Source organism: Nocardia brasiliensis ATCC 700358 (assembly GCF_000250675.2).
GTDB lineage: Bacteria > Actinomycetota > Actinomycetes > Mycobacteriales > Mycobacteriaceae > Nocardia > Nocardia brasiliensis_B.
The window spans coordinates 4,748,013-4,767,589 of record NC_018681.1; the positions used below are offsets into that span (position 1 = coordinate 4,748,013).

The 19,577-nt window shown below is 68.7% G+C and carries 21 protein-coding genes; 10 read left to right on the top strand and 11 right to left on the bottom strand.

Annotated features, from left to right (window positions below; genetic code table 11):
- Positions 1-28 precede the first annotated feature (28 nt).
- Complete coding sequence (locus O3I_RS21160) at positions 29-877, top strand: heme ABC transporter ATP-binding protein (RefSeq protein WP_014985015.1); 849 nt, start codon at positions 29-31, stop codon at positions 875-877.
- A 55-nt stretch (positions 878-932) separates the two neighbouring features.
- On the opposite strand, the gene O3I_RS21165 is transcribed toward O3I_RS21160, so the two are convergent.
- Positions 933-1,688, bottom strand: a complete 756-nt coding sequence (locus O3I_RS21165; protein ID WP_202804850.1) for an aminoglycoside phosphotransferase family protein — start codon at positions 1,686-1,688, stop codon at positions 933-935.
- 75 nt (positions 1,689-1,763) lie between these two features.
- Complete coding sequence (locus O3I_RS21170) at positions 1,764-2,213, bottom strand: nuclear transport factor 2 family protein (protein WP_041562755.1); 450 nt, start codon at positions 2,211-2,213, stop codon at positions 1,764-1,766.
- 336 nt (positions 2,214-2,549) lie between these two features.
- On the opposite strand from O3I_RS21170, the gene O3I_RS21175 reads away from it, so the two are divergent.
- Entirely contained in the window at positions 2,550-3,425 is an 876-nt protein-coding gene (locus O3I_RS21175; protein WP_014985018.1) for an LLM class F420-dependent oxidoreductase, read from the top strand.
- Between the two features lie 3 nt (positions 3,426-3,428).
- On the opposite strand, the gene O3I_RS21180 is transcribed toward O3I_RS21175, so the two are convergent.
- The 4 genes from O3I_RS21180 to O3I_RS21195 are packed head-to-tail and all read right to left on the bottom strand — an operon-like array spanning position 3,429 to position 6,869.
- Positions 3,429-3,797 (bottom strand): YrdB family protein, encoded by a 369-nt coding sequence (locus O3I_RS21180; protein WP_202804851.1) that lies wholly within the window; start codon positions 3,795-3,797, stop codon positions 3,429-3,431.
- A gap of 9 nt (positions 3,798-3,806) precedes the next feature.
- A complete protein-coding gene (locus tag O3I_RS21185; protein ID WP_014985020.1) occupies positions 3,807-5,960 on the bottom strand; it encodes an MMPL family transporter in 2,154 nt (717 codons plus the stop codon).
- Positions 5,961-5,972: 12 nt separating this feature from the next.
- The gene (locus tag O3I_RS21190; RefSeq protein WP_141691935.1) at positions 5,973-6,506 is read right to left on the bottom strand and encodes a hypothetical protein; all 534 of its coding nucleotides are present in this window, start codon (positions 6,504-6,506) and stop codon (positions 5,973-5,975) included.
- A gap of 6 nt (positions 6,507-6,512) precedes the next feature.
- Positions 6,513-6,869 carry a hypothetical protein gene (locus tag O3I_RS21195; protein WP_014985022.1) on the bottom strand — a complete coding sequence of 119 codons (357 nt, stop codon included), beginning with the start codon at positions 6,867-6,869 and terminating at the stop codon, positions 6,513-6,515.
- Positions 6,870-7,023: 154 nt separating this feature from the next.
- On the opposite strand from O3I_RS21195, the gene O3I_RS21200 reads away from it, so the two are divergent.
- From O3I_RS21200 to O3I_RS21210, 3 genes are read left to right on the top strand one after another with little or no spacing between them, the layout of a single operon-like run.
- Positions 7,024-8,040: a hypothetical protein gene (locus tag O3I_RS21200; protein WP_051066707.1), complete on the top strand. Its 1,017-nt coding sequence runs from the start codon at positions 7,024-7,026 to the stop codon at positions 8,038-8,040.
- The gene (locus tag O3I_RS21205; protein WP_226887334.1) at positions 8,040-8,327 is read left to right on the top strand and encodes a DUF5703 family protein; all 288 of its coding nucleotides are present in this window, start codon (positions 8,040-8,042) and stop codon (positions 8,325-8,327) included. Before O3I_RS21200 ends, O3I_RS21205 begins: the two co-directional genes overlap by 1 nt.
- Before the next feature lie 4 nt (positions 8,328-8,331).
- Positions 8,332-9,408 carry a quinone-dependent dihydroorotate dehydrogenase gene (locus tag O3I_RS21210; protein ID WP_041562756.1) on the top strand — a complete coding sequence of 359 codons (1,077 nt, stop codon included), beginning with the start codon at positions 8,332-8,334 and terminating at the stop codon, positions 9,406-9,408.
- A gap of 15 nt (positions 9,409-9,423) precedes the next feature.
- On the opposite strand, the gene O3I_RS21215 is transcribed toward O3I_RS21210, so the two are convergent.
- A complete protein-coding gene (locus O3I_RS21215) occupies positions 9,424-9,810 on the bottom strand; it encodes a hypothetical protein (protein WP_014985026.1) in 387 nt (128 codons plus the stop codon).
- 31 nt (positions 9,811-9,841) lie between these two features.
- On the bottom strand, positions 9,842-10,132 hold the full coding sequence (locus O3I_RS21220) for a hypothetical protein (protein ID WP_014985027.1): 291 nt from the start codon (positions 10,130-10,132) through the stop codon (positions 9,842-9,844).
- A gap of 477 nt (positions 10,133-10,609) precedes the next feature.
- Here O3I_RS21220 and O3I_RS21225 point away from each other — a divergent pair, with 477 nt between their 5' ends.
- The 4 genes from O3I_RS21225 (at position 10,610) to O3I_RS21240 (ending at position 15,683) form a co-directional block, all read left to right on the top strand.
- The gene (locus O3I_RS21225; RefSeq protein WP_237748104.1) at positions 10,610-12,094 is read left to right on the top strand and encodes a PfkB family carbohydrate kinase; all 1,485 of its coding nucleotides are present in this window, start codon (positions 10,610-10,612) and stop codon (positions 12,092-12,094) included.
- Complete coding sequence (locus O3I_RS21230; protein ID WP_014985029.1) at positions 12,091-13,044, top strand: GTP cyclohydrolase; 954 nt, start codon at positions 12,091-12,093, stop codon at positions 13,042-13,044. The genes O3I_RS21225 and O3I_RS21230 overlap by 4 nt, the downstream gene beginning before the upstream one ends.
- Positions 13,045-13,063: 19 nt before the next feature.
- The gene (locus O3I_RS21235; protein ID WP_014985030.1) at positions 13,064-13,648 is read left to right on the top strand and encodes a GTP cyclohydrolase; all 585 of its coding nucleotides are present in this window, start codon (positions 13,064-13,066) and stop codon (positions 13,646-13,648) included.
- 202 nt (positions 13,649-13,850) lie between these two features.
- Positions 13,851-15,683: an AMP-dependent synthetase/ligase gene (locus tag O3I_RS21240; RefSeq protein WP_014985031.1), complete on the top strand. Its 1,833-nt coding sequence runs from the start codon at positions 13,851-13,853 to the stop codon at positions 15,681-15,683.
- Between the two features lie 58 nt (positions 15,684-15,741).
- Here O3I_RS21240 and O3I_RS21245 read toward each other — a convergent pair whose 3' ends face one another.
- The 3 genes from O3I_RS21245 to O3I_RS21255 all read right to left on the bottom strand — a co-directional run bounded on the left by O3I_RS21245 (position 15,742) and on the right by O3I_RS21255 (position 18,948).
- Entirely contained in the window at positions 15,742-16,284 is a 543-nt protein-coding gene (locus tag O3I_RS21245) for a YbhB/YbcL family Raf kinase inhibitor-like protein (protein WP_014985032.1), read from the bottom strand.
- Between the two features lie 22 nt (positions 16,285-16,306).
- Positions 16,307-17,668: a M20/M25/M40 family metallo-hydrolase gene (locus O3I_RS21250; protein WP_051066711.1), complete on the bottom strand. Its 1,362-nt coding sequence runs from the start codon at positions 17,666-17,668 to the stop codon at positions 16,307-16,309.
- Positions 17,669-17,784: 116 nt separating this feature from the next.
- Complete coding sequence (locus O3I_RS21255; RefSeq protein WP_014985034.1) at positions 17,785-18,948, bottom strand: MalY/PatB family protein; 1,164 nt, start codon at positions 18,946-18,948, stop codon at positions 17,785-17,787.
- A 70-nt stretch (positions 18,949-19,018) separates the two neighbouring features.
- Between O3I_RS21255 and O3I_RS21260 the strand changes: the two genes are divergently transcribed.
- Positions 19,019-19,516, top strand: a complete 498-nt coding sequence (locus O3I_RS21260) for an Lrp/AsnC family transcriptional regulator (protein ID WP_041564114.1) — start codon at positions 19,019-19,021, stop codon at positions 19,514-19,516.
- Positions 19,517-19,577: the final 61 nt, after the last annotated feature.

Consider the following 19,577-nt stretch of genomic DNA (forward strand, 5'->3'; position numbering starts at 1 on the left):
CATGGGTGCTGGGTGTGCGAGGTGGTCGATGAGCGGGGTGCGGCAGGTGTTCGCGCGGACGCATGAGGTGCCGGTGGCGCCGGAGGCGGGCGCGGTGACGTTGCGCGCGCGGGGGGTGAGCGTGGAGCGGCGCGGGGCGCACAGTGCGCAGCGGCGGGTGCTCGAAGACGTCGACTTCGACGTGGTCGCCGGGGAGATCGTCGCGCTGGTCGGACCGAACGGGGCAGGCAAGTCCACCTTGCTGGCCGCACTGGCCGGGGAACTCACGCCCAGCACCGGCGTGATCGAACTCGAAGGGCACGCGCTCACCCACTGGTCGCCGCTGGACATGGCCCGCCGGCGCGCCGTGCTCCCCCAAACCCACACCGTCGGTTTCCCGTTCACCGCGCGCGAGGTCGTCGCGATGGGCCGCGCGCCATGGCTGCGCACCGAACGCCGAGAACTCGACGACGAACGGATCGCCGCCGCGCTGACCGCCGCCGACGTGGAACATCTTGCCGCCCGGTCGTTTCCGACCCTGTCCGGCGGCGAACGCGCCCGCGTGGCACTGGCCCGGGTGCTCGCACAGGACACCGGCACCCTGCTGCTGGACGAACCCACCGCCGCCCTCGACCTCGGTCACCAGGAAGCCGTGCTGCACCTGGCCACCGCCCGCGCCCGCGCCGGTGCCGCCGTCGTCATCGTCCTGCACGACCTCGGCATCGCCGCCGCCTACGCCGACCGCGTAGCCGTCCTCGAGTCGGGCCGCATCGCCGCCGACGGCCCGCCCCGCAAGGTCCTCACCACCGACCTCCTCACCCGCGTCTACCAGCACCCCGTCGAAGTCCTCGACCACCCCGAAACCGGCGCCCAACTCGTCCTGCCCGTCCGCCGCTGAACGTCAGGTGATCACCAGGTACTGGCGGTGCCGGGCGCTCGGCCGAACTCGGTGCTCAGCCGGGCAGGGCCGCGCGGCGCAGGATGTCGATCTCGCCGCCCGGGGAGGTCGGGTCGAAGCCGTGCTCGGTGAGCCAGCGGATGCCGCGCAAGCTGCGCAGGGACCACCAGGCGCGGATCACCTCGCGGTCGACCTCGGTGCCGTAACCGGCCAGCACATCATCGAGATGCTCCGGGTGCCCGAGCGTCAAGGTGGCGAGGTCGAACAGGGCATCGCCGCAGGCCGCCTCGGTCCAGTCGAGCACTCCGGTGACCTCGTCACCGTCGACGAACACGTGCGCGACCTGAAGATCGCTGTGCGTGAACACCGGCGTCCACGGTCGCAGCGCGGCCTCCGCGATCCGGCGATTGCGCATGACCACCTCGACAGGGAGAACGCCATTGGCGACGATCCATTCGCATTCGCCGTCCAATTCCGCGGCAAGGCTCTCGATGGTGCGACCGGGCCAGGGTGGCAGCGGCGCATCGTGCAGTCTGCGTACCACCGCGCCCGCCGCCGCCCACGCCGCCCGCGACGCGGTCGAAGGTCGACCGAGCCGGCCGAGCGGCGTGCCGCGAAGCGCGGCGAGCGCGAGCACAGGCGGCTTACGCCACAACACTTCCGGCGTCGGAATAGGTGCCAACTCCATCGCCTCGACCTCGACGTCGGTCCGCCCCTGATCTCCGTCGACCTTCAGAAACACCTCCCCGACCCGCAAGGTCGCACAAGCGTGATGCGCGACGACAACCTCGACCTCTCCCACGCCAGCCATTATCGCCAGCGGCGCCGGCCGGTGTCGCCAGGTTTATCGCCGTTCGAGGGGCGATGTCACGGATGACGACCATGGTCAACCCTCGCGCGACGACGGCTCGAAGGCTTGGGCTACCGACAGGCTGTCCTCGTAGACGTGATGCCTTGTGATGAGGCCGTTCTCGACGGTGACGTGCAGGGCGAAGCGGGATCGGTAGGCGCGGCGGGTGGGGCGGGCCGTTTGGCGGATCTCGCCGAGGATCACCGCATCAGGGCCGTCGACGAGGACGCGTTCGATGACGGTGCCGACTTCCTCGGGCACATGGTGGCGGGCGATCTCGCGGAAATGCTCGGCGGCGTCCGCGCGCGTCGCACGATGCCGGATCCAGGGCGTCGCCGTGCGCCCGTGCTCGTTCTCGGGCCAATCCAGTTTCCAGTCGCTCACCGGCGCGTAGAGCGCGGCGATCGCCTCCGCGTCACCCGCCCCGATCCGCTCGAGCAGTTCCGCCACGACGGCACGCGTCGCACTTGCCTCCACAACATTCACCCGGCCACTCTCCCCTGCCATTCGGACCACGTCGATTACCTGCGAGGTAATACCGCTCGTTCACCGCCGCCCACGGCGCGACGGGTCGTCGGCGGCCGCAGACACGTTGGTCTCCAGCACATCTCGCCAGCACCCCCTCCGGTCGGCCGGGTCATTCGTCCGATCGGCTGGTTCCGCCGGCTGTTCTCGGCTCCTAGATTCGAAGCATGCTCAGGTTCGTCTGCCCGTTCGGAGCCTGACGTGGGTGACCACCGGCGTCCAGCGTCGGTCGGCACGCAACCGGCAGACGAGGCATCAGACTCTGTCCGCCCTGGCCTACTTTTGTGGAGAACGATCATGGTCACTGAATTCCGTTTCGGCATCAACATGGGGTTTCCGGGTTCGCGCGACCGGTGGGTGCAGAAGGCCCGGCGTGCGGAAGCCCTCGGTTACGACGTGCTCTCGGTACCCGACCATCTCGGTTTGCCCGCACCGTTTCCGAGTCTGTCGCTGGCGGCGGACTCGACCGAGCGGATCACCGTGGGCACCTTCGTGTTGAATACGCCGTTCTACAATCCGGTGCTGCTGGCCCGTGACGTCGCGGCGCTGGATCAATTCACCGGCGGCAGACTGGAACTGGGGCTGGGTGCGGGCTATGTGGAGCACGAGTTCGACGCCGCCGGGATTCCGATGCCCAGCCCGCGCGCCCGCGTCGACCACCTCGAGCAGACCGTACGCACCATGCGCGAACTCTTCGCCGACCCGGCGTACCAACCGGCGCCCACCAAGCCGGAGGGCCCGCCGCTGATGCTCGCCGGGTCGGGAAACCGCCTGCTGGCCTTGGCCGCTGAGCACGCCGATGTGATCGCGCTGCCCGGTGCGGCGATCGGGGCGAACGGCCTGCCGAACGCCATGCTCCCGGACGAACTCGCCGAACGTGTCGACTATCTGCACGGATTGCTCGGCGACCGCCGCGACCAGGTGGAACTCAATCTCCTGGTGTACGCGGTCGCCGACCCCGCCGAGCGGGACACCCTGCCCGACCGGGTGCGCCGATTCCAGCCCGGTTTCACCGACGACCGGATCGCTGCCACCCCAAGCGTTCTCGTAGGCGCACCGCACCAGATCGCCGACCGGGTACGCGAGATCCGCGACCGCTTCGGCATCACCTACTTCACGATGCTGGAACCGGATATGGAGGCGTTCGCCCCGGTGATCGAACTCCTGAGGTAGCCACTACTCGTCGACGGACGGCGCGGGGTCGACGTTCAGTCCGCCCTGGATCAGCACGCGCATAACGGCATTCACGGCCCAGACGGCGAAGAACAGCACTCCGGCCAGCGGGCTGACGGCGGCGGACCAGGCCAGCGCGCCACCGCCGAACCAGATCAGTTCCAGCGCAACACGCCACGCGCCCGTGAGCGGGAATCGTGCGTCGGCAGCCGCACCGAACATCGCCCACATGAGGATGAACAGCAGCGGCGCCAGCACACCCGCGACCACCCGCACCACCAGCCCGCCGGATACCGAGAATCCCCAAACAGCAACGCCCGCAATGACTCCCAATTCCAGTAGAAACATCACGACAAGGTTGACGGCACGCACGAATCCCCCTCAGCGCCAGACGATCTTCAACACCGCGGGCGTCAGCAGCATGCGGATGACGGTGGCATCGAGGATGAGCGCGGCGATCATCCCGTAGGCGATGTATTTCATCAGCACCAGATCGGAGAAGCCGAACGCGCCGGTGACGACGATGAGAATGGCTGCGGCAGAGGTGATCACGCCGCCGGTGTGCGCGATACCGTACCGGATCGCCTCGGGCGGGTCGGCGCCGCCGGCGCGGGCTTCGGCCACCCGGGACAGCAGGAACACCTCGTAGTCGGTGGACAGGCCGAACACCACGGTCACGATCAACGCCAGGACCGCGAACATCAACGGGCCCGGGGTGAAATGGAAGATCCCCGACCCGTGCCCCTCGACGAACACCCAGGTGAGCACACCGAGGGTGGACACCAGACTCAGCGCGCTCATGGCCACGGCCTTGACCGCCAGCACGATCGACCGGAACGCCGCGTACATCAGTGCCAGCGCCGCGGCCGCGAGCAACGCCACCAGCACCGGCAGTCCCCGCAGCAACCCGTTGATGCTGTCGCGTTCGAGCGCGGGCACCCCCGCGACCATGACGCGCACGCCGGGCGGTTCCGGTATCGCGCGCAGCGCGTCGATCACCCGATCGGAGTCCTGTTTGTCCACCAGTCCGGCCTGTAGCACGTTGATGCCGTCCTTGGTCGCCACCGACGGCTCGAATCGTCCGGTGAGTCCCGGTATCTGGCTGGCTTCGTAGCGAATATCGCTGAGCTGCTGCGGATTCGCGCCGAGCACGAGCAGTTTCAGCGGTTCGGTGCGGAAACTGGGGAACAGTTCGTCGAATCGTTCCTGGGCGACCCGGGCCGGGTTCTGCGCGCCGAGATACTTCTCACTGATCCCGCCGAATTCGATGTGCCGGAACGGAATACTCAGCGCCAGCAGTGCGAGCACGATCGGCACCGCGACAGCCCAGGGCTTGCGCATCGACCATTGCGCGAGGCGGGAGAAGAAGCCCGCGTCGATCTGCGCCTCGGTTTTGGTGCGGGAGAACCGTTTCCAGCCCAGGAAGTCGATGCGTCGCCCCGCGATGCTCAGCGCGGCGGGCAGCGCCGTCACCGAGAGCAGCGCGGCGAGCAGCACCGAACTGATGCCGCCGTAGGGCACCGAGCGCAGCACCCCGTTCGGGAAGATGAACAGCGCGGCCAAGCTGACCGCGATGATCGCCGCGGAGAACAGCACGGTGCGTCCGGCCGTGGCGACGGTGCGCGCGGTCGCCTCCTCGACGGTGTGCCCGGCCGCGAGTTCCTCCCGGAACCGGGTGACGGTGAACAGCCCGTAGTCGATCGCGAGCCCGAGACTGACCAGCGTCATCACCGTGCTCGCGAAGACGTTCACGTCGATGAAGCCGGTGAGCACCCGCATGATGCCCGCGGTGCCCATGATCGTCATGCCGCCGATCAGCACCGGCAGCAACGCGCCCACCACGCCGCCGAACACGAAGTACAGCAGGATCGCCACCAGCGGCAGCGCGATCAGTTCGGCCCGGTGGATGTCGTTCTGCATGCCGGTGTTCAGCCCGGCCAGCACCGGCTGCAACCCGGCCAGCTGGACCGTCGTACCGCCGGGACCACCACCGTCGTGCCCGGCGCCGAGGTGATCCTTGATCGCGGCGTAGTTCTCCACGGTGGCGGTGCCTTCACCACGCAGTCCGATGCTGGCGAACGCGTGCGTGCGCGAGGCGTCGGTGGCGTTGGCGGCGAACGGGCTGTCCCAGTAGCTGTCGATCTTCAGGATGCGCTCGGGGAACCGAGCCAGCAGCTCGTTCAGCGCGCCGGTCACGGCCGCCCGCACCGCGGGATCGTCGACCGTCGTGCCCGCGGGCACCGTGTAGAGCAGGATCAGGTCGCTGTCGGTGTCCCGGCCGAAGGTGGCGTCGGCGATCTTCGAGGCGGCCACCGATTCGCTCGACTCGTCGAACCAGCCCTCCTGGGTCAACCGGCCCGCGAGGTCACGGCCGAACAGCCCCGACAGCACCACCGCCAACGCGAACACCGCAAGCACGGCGAAGCGATGCCGATAGACGCCTCGTCCCCAGCGCAGCAGCCCGCTGTGCAGCTTCGACTCCCCTCGCGCGGCACGTGGCCCCGCCTCGACGCGCCCGCTGCGCAGATCTGACACGATCGGGCCGGGTCAGCCGCAGGCCGGCGTGCGGTAGTCGGCCGAACGCAGGATGCCGCACAGGTCGGTGCGCGAGATCTTCCATTTGCCGTCGAGCAGCACGAAATGCACCACGGTGGTGCGCACCGCCGTGCCGGTGCCGTCCTTGTCCAGCCGCATGGTGGCGGTGAGGGTGCCGTCGTGGTTGTCGAACACCGGGTCGGTGACGCCGTAGATCGCGCGCGGATTGTCTTGCAGCGCTTTGTACATGTCGGGGATCGCGGTGCGGAACGCGTCGCCGTCCTCGATCAGATCGGTGCGTTCGCTGTCGGGCAGGGCCGGATCGAGCGCACGTTTGATCTGCGCGTCCAGTTGCGCGGCACTCGGCAGCGGCGGATGCGCGGCCAGCGAGGATGTGGTGATCGAGGCGGACAGGGACGCGTTGGCCGAGGACCGGGCGGCGTCGACGGCGGCCTCGTCCGGGCCGGTGCTGCACGCCCCGGTCGCGGCGACGGTGAGCAGGGCGGCCGCGAAGAGCGCGGGGCGGACGAATCGTGTGTAGGGCATCACCATCTACATACCATCTATGACAGAGCTGATTCGTCCCAGCAACGCGCGCACCGTGGTCATTTCCCGATCCGGGATCGCGGCGGTGGGCACGGCGGCGGGGATGGTGTCACGGACGAGGGCGACGACGCTGCGTTCGTCGTCGAGGTCGATATCGGTGACGCGGGCCTGCGCGACCGCGACGACGTCGTCCGGGCCGGGCATATCGTCGGCGAGGTCGGCCCGGTAGATCTCCAGCGTGAGCGTGGCGCGGACCGTGCGAAACGCATACGGCCTGCCGTCGGCGGTGGTCCCGAACCCGTGCGCGAACGGACCGACGGTGATGTCATCGATGGCAAACCCCGACGTGTGGTCGGCTATCAACCGGCTCTCCCTGACTTGGACACTGTTTCAACTCAACGGTAACCCGCGTCACCGACATTCACCGCCCGCCGACACCCCGGTACGCCATGCCGGTATACCGACATGGTCAGATGTTTGTGTAGCGGTTGATTCGTCGGTAGAAGGAGTTCGGAGGATGCCCCCTCGCGGTTGGGTGGAATCGGCGGCGATCTCCGGCGTGGCGGCCGTGCTGCTGCTGACCGGATGCTCCTCGAGTGCCGACGGGGACGATCTGGCCACCCGGGACCCCGCGACCGCCGCGGTCGCGCCCGCCCAGAGTGCCCGCCCCACAGGCGATATCGTCGGCGTGACCACCCCGATCGGCGCACTGCTCGCCGAGGAGTCCACCGGGCGGATCGTGGCACTCGGCACGAACGGCGACACGCTGCTTATCGACCCCGACACGCCGAACCCGCGCACGATTTCGCTGCCCGCTCGGGGGGCTGCGCTCGTGCAGGGCAAGCCGGGCGAAGTCCTGGTCCCCGCGTCCGAGCGCGTCCTGCGTGTCGAGGTCGCGACCGGCGCGCTCACCGAGGTCGCGGTCGACGGCGACGCCCGCTCGGTGCAGCGCCGCGCGGACGACACGCTGATCGTCGGCACCGCCGACGGCAAGGTGCGCACACTCTCGCCCGAGGGCGAGAACACCCGCACCGTCTCCGGACTGGCCTCGGCCGACGCGCTGGCGCTGACCGACGATCACGTCACAGTTCTGGACCGCAGGCAGACCTCGGTGACCGAGATCGAACTCGGCAAAAAGTCCCTCGGCCTGGCCCTTCGCGCCGGTGACGGGGCCACGAACATGATCTCCGATCGGTTCGGCCGGGTGCTCGTCACCGACACCGACGGGGGCGAACTGCTGGTCTTCAGCGCCGGACCTCTCGTCCTGCACCAGCGATTCCCGGTAAACTCTTCGCCTTACGCGATTGCCTACGACCAGCGGTCCGACACCGTGTGGGTGACGTGCACACAGACCAACGAAGTCGTCGGCTTCGATCTGTCGACGGGTATACCGAAAGAGGTGGGGCGGTACGCCACCGTCCGGCAGCCGAACTCGGTGACCATCGAGCAGCGCACCGGTGACATGTTCGTGGGCTCCGCGACCGGCGACGGTCTGCAGCGGATCCGCGCGGACGATCGGAAGAGAGGGCACTGATGACTCGGGCAGCGGACGAACCAGCCTCAGCACATCATTCCGGCAGGCGGACGGTGCGCCCGCGCGCCCTGCCTGCCGGGTGGGAGACCACCAGTGACGATTACGAATACGTGCCGCTGCGGCTGCCGCCCGAGGTGACCCGGGTGACGGCCTCGATGCGGCTGGCCATCCAGGCCGAATTCGGGGGCTGGGAGTTGTCCCGCGTGCGGGCTTACACCGACGGCAGCCGCCGGGTGCTGCTGCGCCGCCGAAAAACCGCACTACCCCAGCCCGAACCGGGAATGTGAGCCGATGTACGCCCTGTTATTACGCCTGATGTTCCTGGTCCCGCCGGAGCGGATCCACCACCTGGTCTTCGCCACGATGCGCGTGTGCGGCCGGCTCGCGCCGACCCGCTGGCTGATGACCAAGCTTTTCGTCACCGACGATCCGATCCTGCGTAATACCGCGTTCGGCGTCGAATTCCCCGCGCCGCTCGGCTTGGCCGCCGGCTTCGACAAGAACGCCGACGGCGTCGACGCGTGGGCGCCACTGGGTTTCGGTTTCGCCGAGATCGGCACCGTCACCGCCCAGGCGCAGCCGGGTAACCCCGCGCCGCGCCTGTTCCGGCTGCCTGCCGATCGCGCGCTCATCAATCGTATGGGCTTCAACAACTTCGGTGCCGCGGCGGCCGCCGGACAGCTGCGCGATCGGCGCGGCGGAGTGCCGATCGGCGCGAACATCGGCAAGACGAAGATCGTCGAAGCCGCCCACGCCGCAGACGATTACGCGATCAGCGCGGCACTGCTCGGCCCGCTCGCCGACTTCGTGGTCGTCAACGTCAGCTCCCCCAATACCCCCGGCCTGCGCGACCTGCAGGCCGTCGAATCGCTGCGCCCGCTGTTGCAGGCGGTGCTGGACAGCGTGCAGGTACCGGTGCTGGTGAAGATCGCCCCCGACCTGTCCGACGAGGACATCGACGCCGTCGCCGACCTCGCCGTCGAACTCGGCCTGGCGGGCATCGTCGCCACCAACACCACCATCCGCCGCGACGGCCTGGCCACCGCCGCCGCCGAGGTCACCGCCATGGGCGCGGGCGGCCTGTCCGGCGCGCCCGTCGCCGATCGCTCGCTCGACGTGCTGCGCCGCCTGTACCGCCGCGTCGGCGACCGCCTCGTGCTCATCTCGGTCGGCGGCATCGAAACCGCCGACCAGGCCTGGGAACGCATCCTGGCCGGCGCCACCCTGCTGCAGGGCTACACCGGCTTCATCTACGGCGGCCCGTTCTGGACCCGCAAGATCCATCGCGGTCTCGCCGAACGCCTGCGCGCCAACGGCTATCGGAGCCTGGCCGACGCGGTCGGTGCCGAGCACACCGCCAACGCCTGAGCCGGTTCGCGCGCCTCAGCCGAGGACGTACGGCGGTTCGACGAGGTGCTTGCGCAGCGGATGCGACCGCGGAGTGCGTCCCGGCGCGGCAGCCGCACCCGCGGCGCGTTCCTGGTGCAGCCGCACCGCCATCCGGCGGGCCAGCAGCAACAGTGCGCCGTTGCGCGGTATGCCGAGCTGCTCGGCGCAGACATCGATCCGATCCTGCACCGCCCGGTCGTGCACCGCGCTCAGGTCGCTCAGCAGTTCGTCGAGTTCCATGCCCAACTGCGCCTGCTCGGCGGTGAGCAGGCGCTCGGGCAGCCAGCTCAACCGCCACCGGTCCGTGCCGTCCGCTTCGCGGTACGCCCATTCCGGGGTGATATCGCTGGTCATAGTCCAGAAGGTGATGTGCACAGTCATGACTGCCTCCGGTCCAACAAATCGAACGTGTTCACGAATGTCTGTCCCGCATCCGCCGATGCAGCAGTTCCAGGGCCTGCCGCACGGTGACGCCGAGGACACCGGCCGAGGCCTCGGCCCGGGCCTGCGCCGGATGGTCCGACGCGAAGTCGGGGCGACTCAGCAGCTCGCCCAATTCCATTGCCGCCCTGGCCTGCTCGCGGTTCAGCCGGTGCGGTAGCCAGCTCACGAGCCAGGCCGGTTCGGCGCGTCCGGTCACCCGTTCCGCCCATTCGCCGCAGACACTGCTCGTCATCGATCGGCTGTTCTCGAAAATCGTCACGGCGGCCTCCTCCAGGTGGGTCGTCGCATGGGCGCGTGCTGCTGCACTCGAGATCGGTGAGCCCGGTCGGCGTCGTGCGCGAACCGGTGCGGCTTCCTCGCGGAAGCGATGCGAATGCCGGCCACGACCGGCACGAGTAAGGGGTCTGCGAGAACTGCGCCGCGCCCCGCCTAAGCTCCGACCATGTTCGGTTCCAGCTCGGTGTCGGTACCGAGGTGCCGGTGCGGCCTGCGCCGCCGGTTGTGCCGAATCAGGAGAACTGTTTTCATCTCCGGGTCCCCTCCCGAGGTGGCTGGGAGGCGATGCCTCGCCGAACCCAGTGTGGCATTTGCCGTATCGGACCGTCAATTGCCGTTGTAGGTTGGTAATTGACAGTTCGCCCGCGGGCTAAACGCCGATTTTCGGCGAACGCGGGTATACCCCTCAGCAACGACGACGAGAGAGGTCGAGCCCGCCATGGTCCCGCAGGACTCGGGAGTGGTTGCCGTACGCAACATCCTCACGCGACTGTGCAAGCGATCCGGACTCAGCCTGGACCGCCTGCGCACCACCGAGATAGACGTCGCACCGCTACTGGATCTGCTGGCCGTACGGCAGCACGCGCACCGCAACGGGATCTCCGCCGAAGAGGCGGTATTACCGGTCGTCCGCGATCTGGCCGCGCAATTGCCGCCGACGAACCGGCTCATCGCCGACGCCGAGCTCGTCCTCGGGCTGCTCCGCGACGACAACGCCGCCGCCGCAGTGGATCTCGATCGGCTCTACGCCGCCGATCTCGGCGAGCGCCGGGAGTACCTGACCGAGCAGTGGCGCCTGCTGCACGAAGCCCTTGCCGCCGAGGACATCCCGCCCGCGCCGACCGTGCGCTCGCTGCGCGCCACCCCCGAGCGCCGCGCGTTCACCGCGCTGGCGAACCTGCTCGTCAACGAATCGGTCTACGACGCGGCCTCGGCGCACACCACGCCGATCTTCCGCGCCCCACCGACCACGAAACCGCCTGCCACACCGACGGTTCCAGGCGTGGTCACGGTGATCGGCGACGCGGTGATCGACCATCTCTACTTCGTCGACCACATCCCGGTGGCGGGCGCGTCGACGCAGGGCAGCAGCTTCGAAGAACATCCCGGCGGCAAGGGGCTCAGTCGCGCGGTGGCCGCCGCCCGGCTCGGTCTGCAGGTCCGGCTGATCTCCGCGGTCGGCGACGACGCCGCAGGCCGGCGCGTGCTGCAGTATCTGCGCGACCAGGGCGTGGACACCGACCTGGTGAAGGTGGTGCCCGACGCACCGACGCCGGTGACCGCCGTGCTGATCACCAGCACCGGCGCCGCGGGCTTCATCGGCTGCCGCGACGACCGGATCCGGTTGAGCGCCCAGGACTTACGCAGCCCGATGATCAACGCCGCGCTCGCTTCCTCGGACGCGGTGCTGCTCACCTTCGAACAACCGAGCCCGGTCCTCGAACGCGTGATGTCGTTGGTGCAGCGGCTGTCTCCGCGTCCGCTGCTCGTCGTCCACCCGGCGCCGTCGATCGGCGTACCGCAGTATCTCTACCAATACCTCGGCGCCGTCGACTATCTCGCGGGCACCAGCAAGGACCTGGCCGCGATGGTGCCCGACGGCGCCGCGGCCTCCCCCGCCGCCACCGCGCAGCGCCTGCGCGCCCTCGGGGTCCGGTCGGTCTGCGCGATCGAGGACTTCCGCTGCACCGTCTGGTCCGACCGCGTGAGCACCCAGATTCCACCGTTCCCCGCCGCGATGGCGGATTCACCGGGTGCTCAGGCAGCCTTCGCGGCGGCGCTGGTATACCGTCTCGTCTCGACCCGCCGACCGGCCGATGAGAACGACTACATCTGGGCGACCGCGGCGATGGTGGCAACGCAGTCGTTCGGGGATGTCCCCGGAGCGATGCCACCGGTCAGCGATATCGACCGCATCGTCAGACTTGCTTCGGAGGAGCATTGACCACGTCGCTGTCCGGCCTTGCCGAGACCGAGCACCGGTTCACGCGCAAGGAGAGCACCCTGCCGGTCAGGGTGCTCGAACTCGACGACGCGACCGAACGAGGACATCTGCTGATCTTCGGTGAGCTCACCGACGGATGCCTGGTCCGGATCCATTCGCGCTGTCTGTACGGCGAGACCCTGCGCTCCGACGACTGCGACTGCGGTCCGGAGCTCGACGCCGCGCTCGACCTCATCCAGACGGCCGGCTGCGGCGTCCTGGTCTATCTGGAACAGGAGGGCCGCGGGCTCGGACTGGTCGCGAAGGCCCGCGGATACCGGCACAGCGAGCAGCACCGCACCGACAGCTTCACCAGCTACGCACAGCTGGGCTACCCCGTCGACGCGCGCACCTTCGAGGCGGCGGCTCATGGGCTGGCCGGGCTCGGCCTGCGCTCGGTCACGTTACTCACCAACAATCCCATCAAGATCGAGACGGTGCGCGCCGCGGGCTTGAATGTCATTGCCGCACCGCTGATCACGCCGGTACGCAGCGACCGAGCCCGGGCCTATCTCGAGGCCAAGCGGCTGTACCGCGGGCACACCCTGCCCGCCGATCTGGCCCCGTTCGACGCGCCCGCACCGCCGCTGCCCGTGCCTCGGCTGCGCTCACTGCTACCGAGCCGCGAGGTGGTGCTGATGGCGCCGATCGCGCTGCTGGCCGTGCTGCTCGTGTCGTTCGGTCATATCAGTGTGGCGGTGACCGCGGCGCTGCTCGGCGTGCTCCTGCTCGGCGGTCACGCGCTGCGATCCAGCGATCTCATCGCCGAGTTGCGAACCCGGCACGACCGGCACGCCGAGACCGGGCGGCTCGAGCTGACGCCGCTGCCCGCCCCGCCGCTGGCCCTCGCCGACGACTCGGCAGGTGTGGACACCGTGATCGTCGTCGCGCACCCGGAGTGCTGCTCATGACGCGCACCGGGGGTCCTCGGTGACCATCATCGACTCGGCACCCGCCGACACCGGACATCGGTTGCTGCGCAAGGGCCGCGACCTCCAGGTCCGGGTGCACGAACTGCCCGGCGACCGCGACGGCGGACACGTCTTGGTCTTCGGCGAGATCGCCGACGGCTGCCTGGTCCGGATCCACTCGCGGTGCCTCTACGGTGACGCGTTGCGCGCCGACCACTGCCGCTGCGGCGTCGCACTCGACGACGCGATGGACCGGATCCAGGCGGCAGGCGGGGGCGTGCTGATCTATCTGGAGCAGGAGGGCCGCGGCGCGGGACTGGTCGGCAAGGCCCGCGGACTGCGGGCCGCGCAGCGCCACGACATCGGCACGCCCTGCAATCCTGCCGCCGATGCCCGGTCCTATCGGCACGCGGTGGCCGCGCTGCAACGACTGGGACTGCGATCGGTGCGGCTGCTCACCGACAACCCCGACAAGGTCCGTGCCGTGCGCGCGGGCGGGATCAAAGTCATCGTGCGCAGCCCTGCGGCAACCGTCCGCGGCGGCCGGATCGCGGCGCTGCGCGCTCGCTGGGTTCGCGTCATCCGACGATTCGAGGCACAGTAGGTCGCGCGTCCATAACTTCCCGAGTAAGCCGTACCACTACCTGCGGATCTGGCTACCATGAGTGAGCCGCGCCACTCCTGGCGCATCGACTCGTGAGAAACTGACAGTTGAGCTGCTGCATTCTGTCAGGATCGGGTCTCGAACCGCCCGCGTGCGGACGCCGTGAGGCGCGGTTCATGGCACAGCTATCGGGAACAGGGTTATGACGACTACAGACATCGGCTATTCGCACAAATCGGGCAAAACGGTCTACACCATCCCGGAAGCGTTTCAAGAGACCATGAGCGTGCGGCCCGAGCAGGTCGCGTTGCGGACCGTCGGCGGGACGCAGGAGATCACGTGGCGGGAGTACGGCCGGCGCGTGCGGACGATCGCGGCGGGCCTGGCCCGGCTCGGCGTCACCCGCGGCGACACCGTCGGCATCATGCTCACCAACCGGCCCGAGTTCAATCTGGTCGACACGGCCGCCCTGCATCTGGGCGCCACCCCGTTCTCGATCTACAACACCAGTTCACCCGAGCAGATCACCCACCTGTTCACCAATGCCGCGAACAAAGTCGTGGTGACGGAACGGGTCTTCCTGGACAAGGTGACCGCGGCCGGGGTCGAGCTCGCCCACATCATCGTGGTCGACGGCCCCGCGACCGGCACGATCACCCTGGACGAGGTGGAGGGCAACCCGGCCGCCGACTTCGATTTCGAGGCCACCTGGCGCGCCGTGCAACCGGACGACCTCGCCACCCTGATCTACACCTCCGGCACCACCGGCCCGTCCAAGGGCGTCGAGGTCACCCACCGCAACGTGCTCGCCCAGGTGATCGGGCTGGTGGCCGGGCCGCTGCCGGTCGGGCTGGACGACCGCGCCGTGTCCTATCTGCCCGCCGCGCACGTCGCCGACCGCATCTCCGCGCACGCCATGAACCTGCTCACCGGCATCCAGCTGACCACCGTCACCGACCCGCGCGAGGTCGCCGCCGCACTCCCCGACGCCCGCCCGACGAGCTTCTTCGGCGTGCCCCGGGTGTGGCAGAAGATCAAGGCCGGCATCGAGACCAAGCTCGCGGCCGAGACCAGCCAGGTGAAGAAGACCCTCGCGCTGTGGGCCATCGACACCGGAATCGCCGCGGCCCGAGCCGATCTCGCGGGTAAGAGCCGCGGCCCGGTGCTCGCGGTGCAGCATCGGCTGGCCGAAACGCTGGTGCTGGCGAAGCTGCGGCACGCGATGGGCCTCGACGCACTGAACATCGCCGCCTCCGGCGCCGCCCCGATCCCGCCGGAGACCCTCGAGTACTTCCTCGGCCTCGGCTTCACCGTGAGCGAGGTGTGGGGCATGTCGGAGACCACCGGCGTCGGCACGTTCACCGAACTGGACAAGCCGCGGCCCGGCTCGGTCGGTCGTCCCCTCGACGGCATCGAACTGCGGCTCGACACCGACGGCGAGATCCTGGTGCGCGGGCCCATGGTCACCAGCGGCTACCGCAACATGCCCGAGCAGACCGCCGACACCATCGACGCGGACGGCTGGCTGCACACCGGCGATGTCGGCACCCTCGACCCCGACGGATACGTGCGCGTCATCGATCGCAAGAAGGAACTGATCATCAACGAGGCGGGCAAGAACATCGCGCCCAGCAACGTCGAGAACGCCGTCAAGGCCGCCTCTTCGCTCGTCGGGCAGGTCGTCGCGATCGGTGACGCGCGGGCTTATATCGGCGCGTTGATCGTGCTCGACCCCGATGTGGCGGCGTTGCGCGCCAAGGATCTCGGCGCGACCGACGCCGACCTGCCGACCCTGGCGCGCCGCCAGGAGATCGTCGACGAGGTGCGGGCGGCGGTGCTGCAGGGCAACGTCAAGCTCTCCCGGGTCGAGCAGATCAAGCGCTTCACCATCATCGGCGCGGTGTGGGAGCCCGGCGGGGACGAGCTGACCCCGAAGATGTCGCTCAAGCGCAACCCGATCGCGGCCAAGTACGCCGCCGAGATCGCCGCGCTCTACGCCGCGCAGCCGCCCGAGCACGTCATCTCGGTCAAGTAACACGCGAACACGACTGTGGCCCTGGGTTTTTCACCCAGGGCCACAGTCTTGCGCCGGCCTACTTCTGCTCGTAGGTAGCCACGATCACCGCACGCGCGATGGCATGCGAGAACAGATTGAAGCCGAGGTAGGCCGGGCTGGCGCTCGCGTCGATGCCCAGGCTCTCCACGTCCACCGCGTGCACCGCGATGAAGTACCGGTGGTAGCCGTGCCCGGGCGGCGGCCCGGCGCCGACGAAGCCGGCGAACCCGCCGTCGTTGCGCAGCGAGATCGCGCCGGTGGGCAGCGCGCCGCCCTCCTCACCGCTGCCCGCGCCGCTGGGCAGCGAGGTCGCGCTCACCGGGATGTCGGCGACCGCCCAGTGCCAGAACCCGGACGCGGTCGGCGCGTCCGGATCGAACACGGTGATCGCGAAACTCATTGTCTCGGCCGGGAATCCGGACCAGGACAGCTGCGGCGAGATATCCTTGCCGCCCGCGCCGAACACGCCGCTGACCTGATCGTTGCCGAACGGCTCACCGTCGGTGACGTCCGCGGAGGTCAGCGTGAACGAGGGCAGCTGCGGCAGCGCGTCGTAGGGGTTGTAGGAGTAATCGGGCACGAGGGTGTCCTTTCGTCGATCGTCAGCTGTTCAGGAGGAAATGTTCCAGTACGCGGGTGCCGAATTCGAGCGCTTGCACCGGAACCCGCTCGTCCACACCGTGGAACAGCGCGGTGAAGTCGAGCTCCGGCGGCAGCTGCAAGGGCGCGAACCCGAAGCAGCGAATGCCCAAGCGAGCGAACGCCTTCGCGTCGGTGCCACCCGAGAGCATGTAGGGCACGGTACGGCCCTGCGGGTCGTGCGCGAGGATCGCGTCGTTCATCGCGTCCACCAGGTGACCGTCGAATGTCGTTTCGTACGAGTCGAGTTTGGTGATCCACTCCCGCTCGACGTCCGGGCCGATCAACTCGTCGACCTCCCGCTCGAACGCCGCCTGCCGTCCCGGCACCACCCGGCAGTCGACCACGGCCTCGGCGGTCTGCGGGATGACGTTGGCCTTGTACCCGGCCTGCAGCATGGTCGGATTCGCCGTATCCCGCAGTGTCGCACCGATGATCCGCGAGATGGTGCCCAGCTTGGCCAGCTGGCCTTCGATATCGGGACTGTCCGGGTCGAAGTCGAGCCCGGTCTCCTCGGCGACGGCGGCCAGGAACTCCGCCACCGAATCCGACATCACCAGGGGGAAGGTGTGTTTGCCGAGCCGGGCCACCGCATCGGCGAGGATGGTGACCGCGTTGTCGTCGTGCAGGAACGAGCCGTGGCCCGCACGGGCCTTGGCGCGCAACCGCATCCAGCCCAAGCCCTTCTCGGCGGTCTCCACCAGATAGAGCCTGCGCTCGGTGCCGTCCGGGCGCGGCACGGTCAGCGAGAACCCGCCGACCTCACCGACCGCCTCGGTGACCCCCTCGAACAGATCCGGCCGATTGTCCACCAGCCACTGCGATCCCCATTTGCCGCCGTTCTCCTCGTCGGCCAGGAACGCGAAGACGATATCGCGCGGCGGCACCGTGCCCTCGATCTTGAACTGGCGCGCGATGGCCAGCATCATGCCGACCATGTCCTTCATGTCGATGGCGCCGCGGCCCCACACGTAGCCGTCGCGCACCGCGCCCGAGAACGGGTGCACGCTCCAGTCCGCGGCCTCCGCGGGCACCACGTCCAGGTGCCCGTGCATCATCAGTGCGCCCCGGCTCGGGTCGGCGCCGGCCAACCGCGCGAAGACGTTCCCGCGGCCGGGCGCGCCGGATTCCACATACTCGGTCGTATACCCCGCCTCGTGCAGTTGCTCGGCCACCCATTCGGCGCACTCGCGTTCGCCCTTGGTGGTGGCCAGCTCGCCGGTGTTGGAGGTGTCGAACCGGATCAGCGCGCTGACCAGGTCCACCACCTCGTCTACCGCACGAGAGCCGCTGTTGGGAACCGATCCTTCGACAGATGTGGACACGTACCCTTTCCTACCACCTGCGCGTCACGGCACCGTCGGCGTCCCCGCGCCCACGCCCCCGGCGACACCGGACGGCACAGCGTACGGTGCCGATCCCGGTGCCCGCGGGGTCCGCATCACGCTGATCGCAATCGGCGCACGGTGGCCTCGCGCATCCGGTCCAGCATCTCGGTCAGCACCGAAGGGTAGGTCGCGAAATTCAAGCGGGCGAAACCTGTTCCGCCGGGGCCGAAATCGGGGCCGGACAGCAGCATGACCTTGGCCTGATCGAGAAAGAACGCGGCCGGATCCTGGTCCAGTTCCATTGCGCGACAGTCGATCCAGGCCAGATAGCTCGCCTGGGGCGGACGAAAACGCAGCTGCGGGGGCAGCGACGCGGCAACCAGGTCGCGGTTGGCGGTCAAGACCGCGCGGGTGCGTGCCAGCCACTCGTCGCCCTGTTGCCAGGCCGCGTGGGTCGCCAGCACGCTCGGCGCGCTGACCTGGCCGTACAGCTTCGGCGGTTGCGCGGCCAACGCCTCGCGAACCCGGCGGTCGCCGACATGCGCGACACAGCAGCGCAACCCGGCCAGGTTGAACGCCTTGCTCGCCGAGTTCAGTGTGACTGTGCGAGCGGCGATTTCCGGACCGAGCGAGCCGATCGGCAGATGCCGGTGCGGGTCGTGGACCAGTTCGGCGTGGATCTCGTCGGCGAGCACCACCAGATCGTGACGGCAGGCGATCTCCGCGATCGCGGTCAGCTCCGCCCGGTCGAAGACGTGACCCGTCGGATTGTTCGGGTTCACCATGATCAGCGCACGACAACCGGTTTCGCGGACGTCCGCGGCCATCCGCTCGGCGTCGAAACTCCACCCGTCGGCCGTTGCGATCATCGGGATCGGTACCAGCCGCCGTCCCATGACACGCAATGTCTCCAGGAACGGCGGGTAGGTCGGCGTGTGCACCGCCACCGCGTCACCCGGGCGGGTCGTGAGCTGTAGCACGATCTGCACCACCTGGATCAGCTCGGTGAACACGTGCACCTGGGCCGGATCGATCGCGAAATCGTAGCGGTCCCGCATGCGGGCGGCGAAGGCGTGCGGCAGCGGATTCAGTTCGGGGTGTTCATCCCAGGCCGGATACCCGAGATCGCCCGCGGCGGCCCGCTGCAGCACCTCGCGCACCGCATCGGGCACCGGGAAATCCATATCCGCGATCCAGCCCGGCAGTACTTCGGCTTCGGCGCGCGCCCACTTGACACCGGCACGTCGCCGCAGGTCACCGATATCGACAAGCTCCATATCGAGAACCCTAGAAGTAATGGCACGGGACGCGATTGACAATTTTCGCGACCCGGCGCAAATTTCTTGCGTGACGGCGCTACCCCTGGACGACATCGACCACCAGCTGCTCGACCTGGTGCAGGTCGACGCCACCCTTTCCCTGCACGAGCTCGGCGAGCGGGTTGCCCTGTCCCCCAGTGCCGTTCAGCGCAGACTCGGCAGACTCCGGGCCGGCGGGGTGATCACCGCACAGGTCGCCGTGGTCGATCCGAAAGCGGTCGGGATGACGCTGACCGCCGTCGTGCTCGTCGAACTGACCGAGGACGACGCCGACCAGTACGCCGCGTTCTGCGCCCGCATGCTCGCCGAACCCGCTGTGCAGCAGTGCTATTCGGTCGTCGGACAGTGGGATTACGTCGTAGTGATGGTCACCGCGGATCTGGCCGACTACCGCAAGATCTCCAACGAACTGTTCGTCGGCGACAAATCGGTCCAGCGCTATGAGACCCTGCCCACCTATGAACGCGTGAAAGCGCAACTGGCCGTGCCATTGTCGGCATCGACGAGTACGGAGATCAAACCGTAACCGACTTCACAGGATCAGCACGGAAAACGTTAGCCCCGTTCACGGCCTGAGATGGTCAACT

Excerpts from the sequence above, each read along its gene's own strand:
- O3I_RS21160 (WP_014985015.1), top strand. The coding sequence starts at position 29 with ATGAGCGGGGTGCGGCAGGTGTTCGCGCGGACGCATGAGGTGCCGGTG.
- O3I_RS21205 (WP_226887334.1), top strand. The coding sequence starts at position 8,040 with ATGACTCGGGCAGCGGACGAACCAGCCTCAGCACATCATTCCGGCAGG.
- O3I_RS21215 (WP_014985026.1), bottom strand. The coding sequence starts at position 9,810 with ATGACTGTGCACATCACCTTCTGGACTATGACCAGCGATATCACCCCG.
- O3I_RS21175 (WP_014985018.1), top strand. The coding sequence starts at position 2,550 with ATGGTCACTGAATTCCGTTTCGGCATCAACATGGGGTTTCCGGGTTCG.
- O3I_RS21210 (WP_041562756.1), top strand. The coding sequence starts at position 8,332 with ATGTACGCCCTGTTATTACGCCTGATGTTCCTGGTCCCGCCGGAGCGG.
- O3I_RS21200 (WP_051066707.1), top strand. The coding sequence starts at position 7,024 with ATGCCCCCTCGCGGTTGGGTGGAATCGGCGGCGATCTCCGGCGTGGCG.
- O3I_RS21165 (WP_202804850.1), bottom strand. The coding sequence starts at position 1,688 with ATGGCTGGCGTGGGAGAGGTCGAGGTTGTCGTCGCGCATCACGCTTGT.
- O3I_RS21190 (WP_141691935.1), bottom strand. The coding sequence starts at position 6,506 with ATGCCCTACACACGATTCGTCCGCCCCGCGCTCTTCGCGGCCGCCCTG.
- O3I_RS21240 (WP_014985031.1), top strand. The coding sequence starts at position 13,851 with ATGACGACTACAGACATCGGCTATTCGCACAAATCGGGCAAAACGGTC.
- O3I_RS21255 (WP_014985034.1), bottom strand. The coding sequence starts at position 18,948 with ATGGAGCTTGTCGATATCGGTGACCTGCGGCGACGTGCCGGTGTCAAG.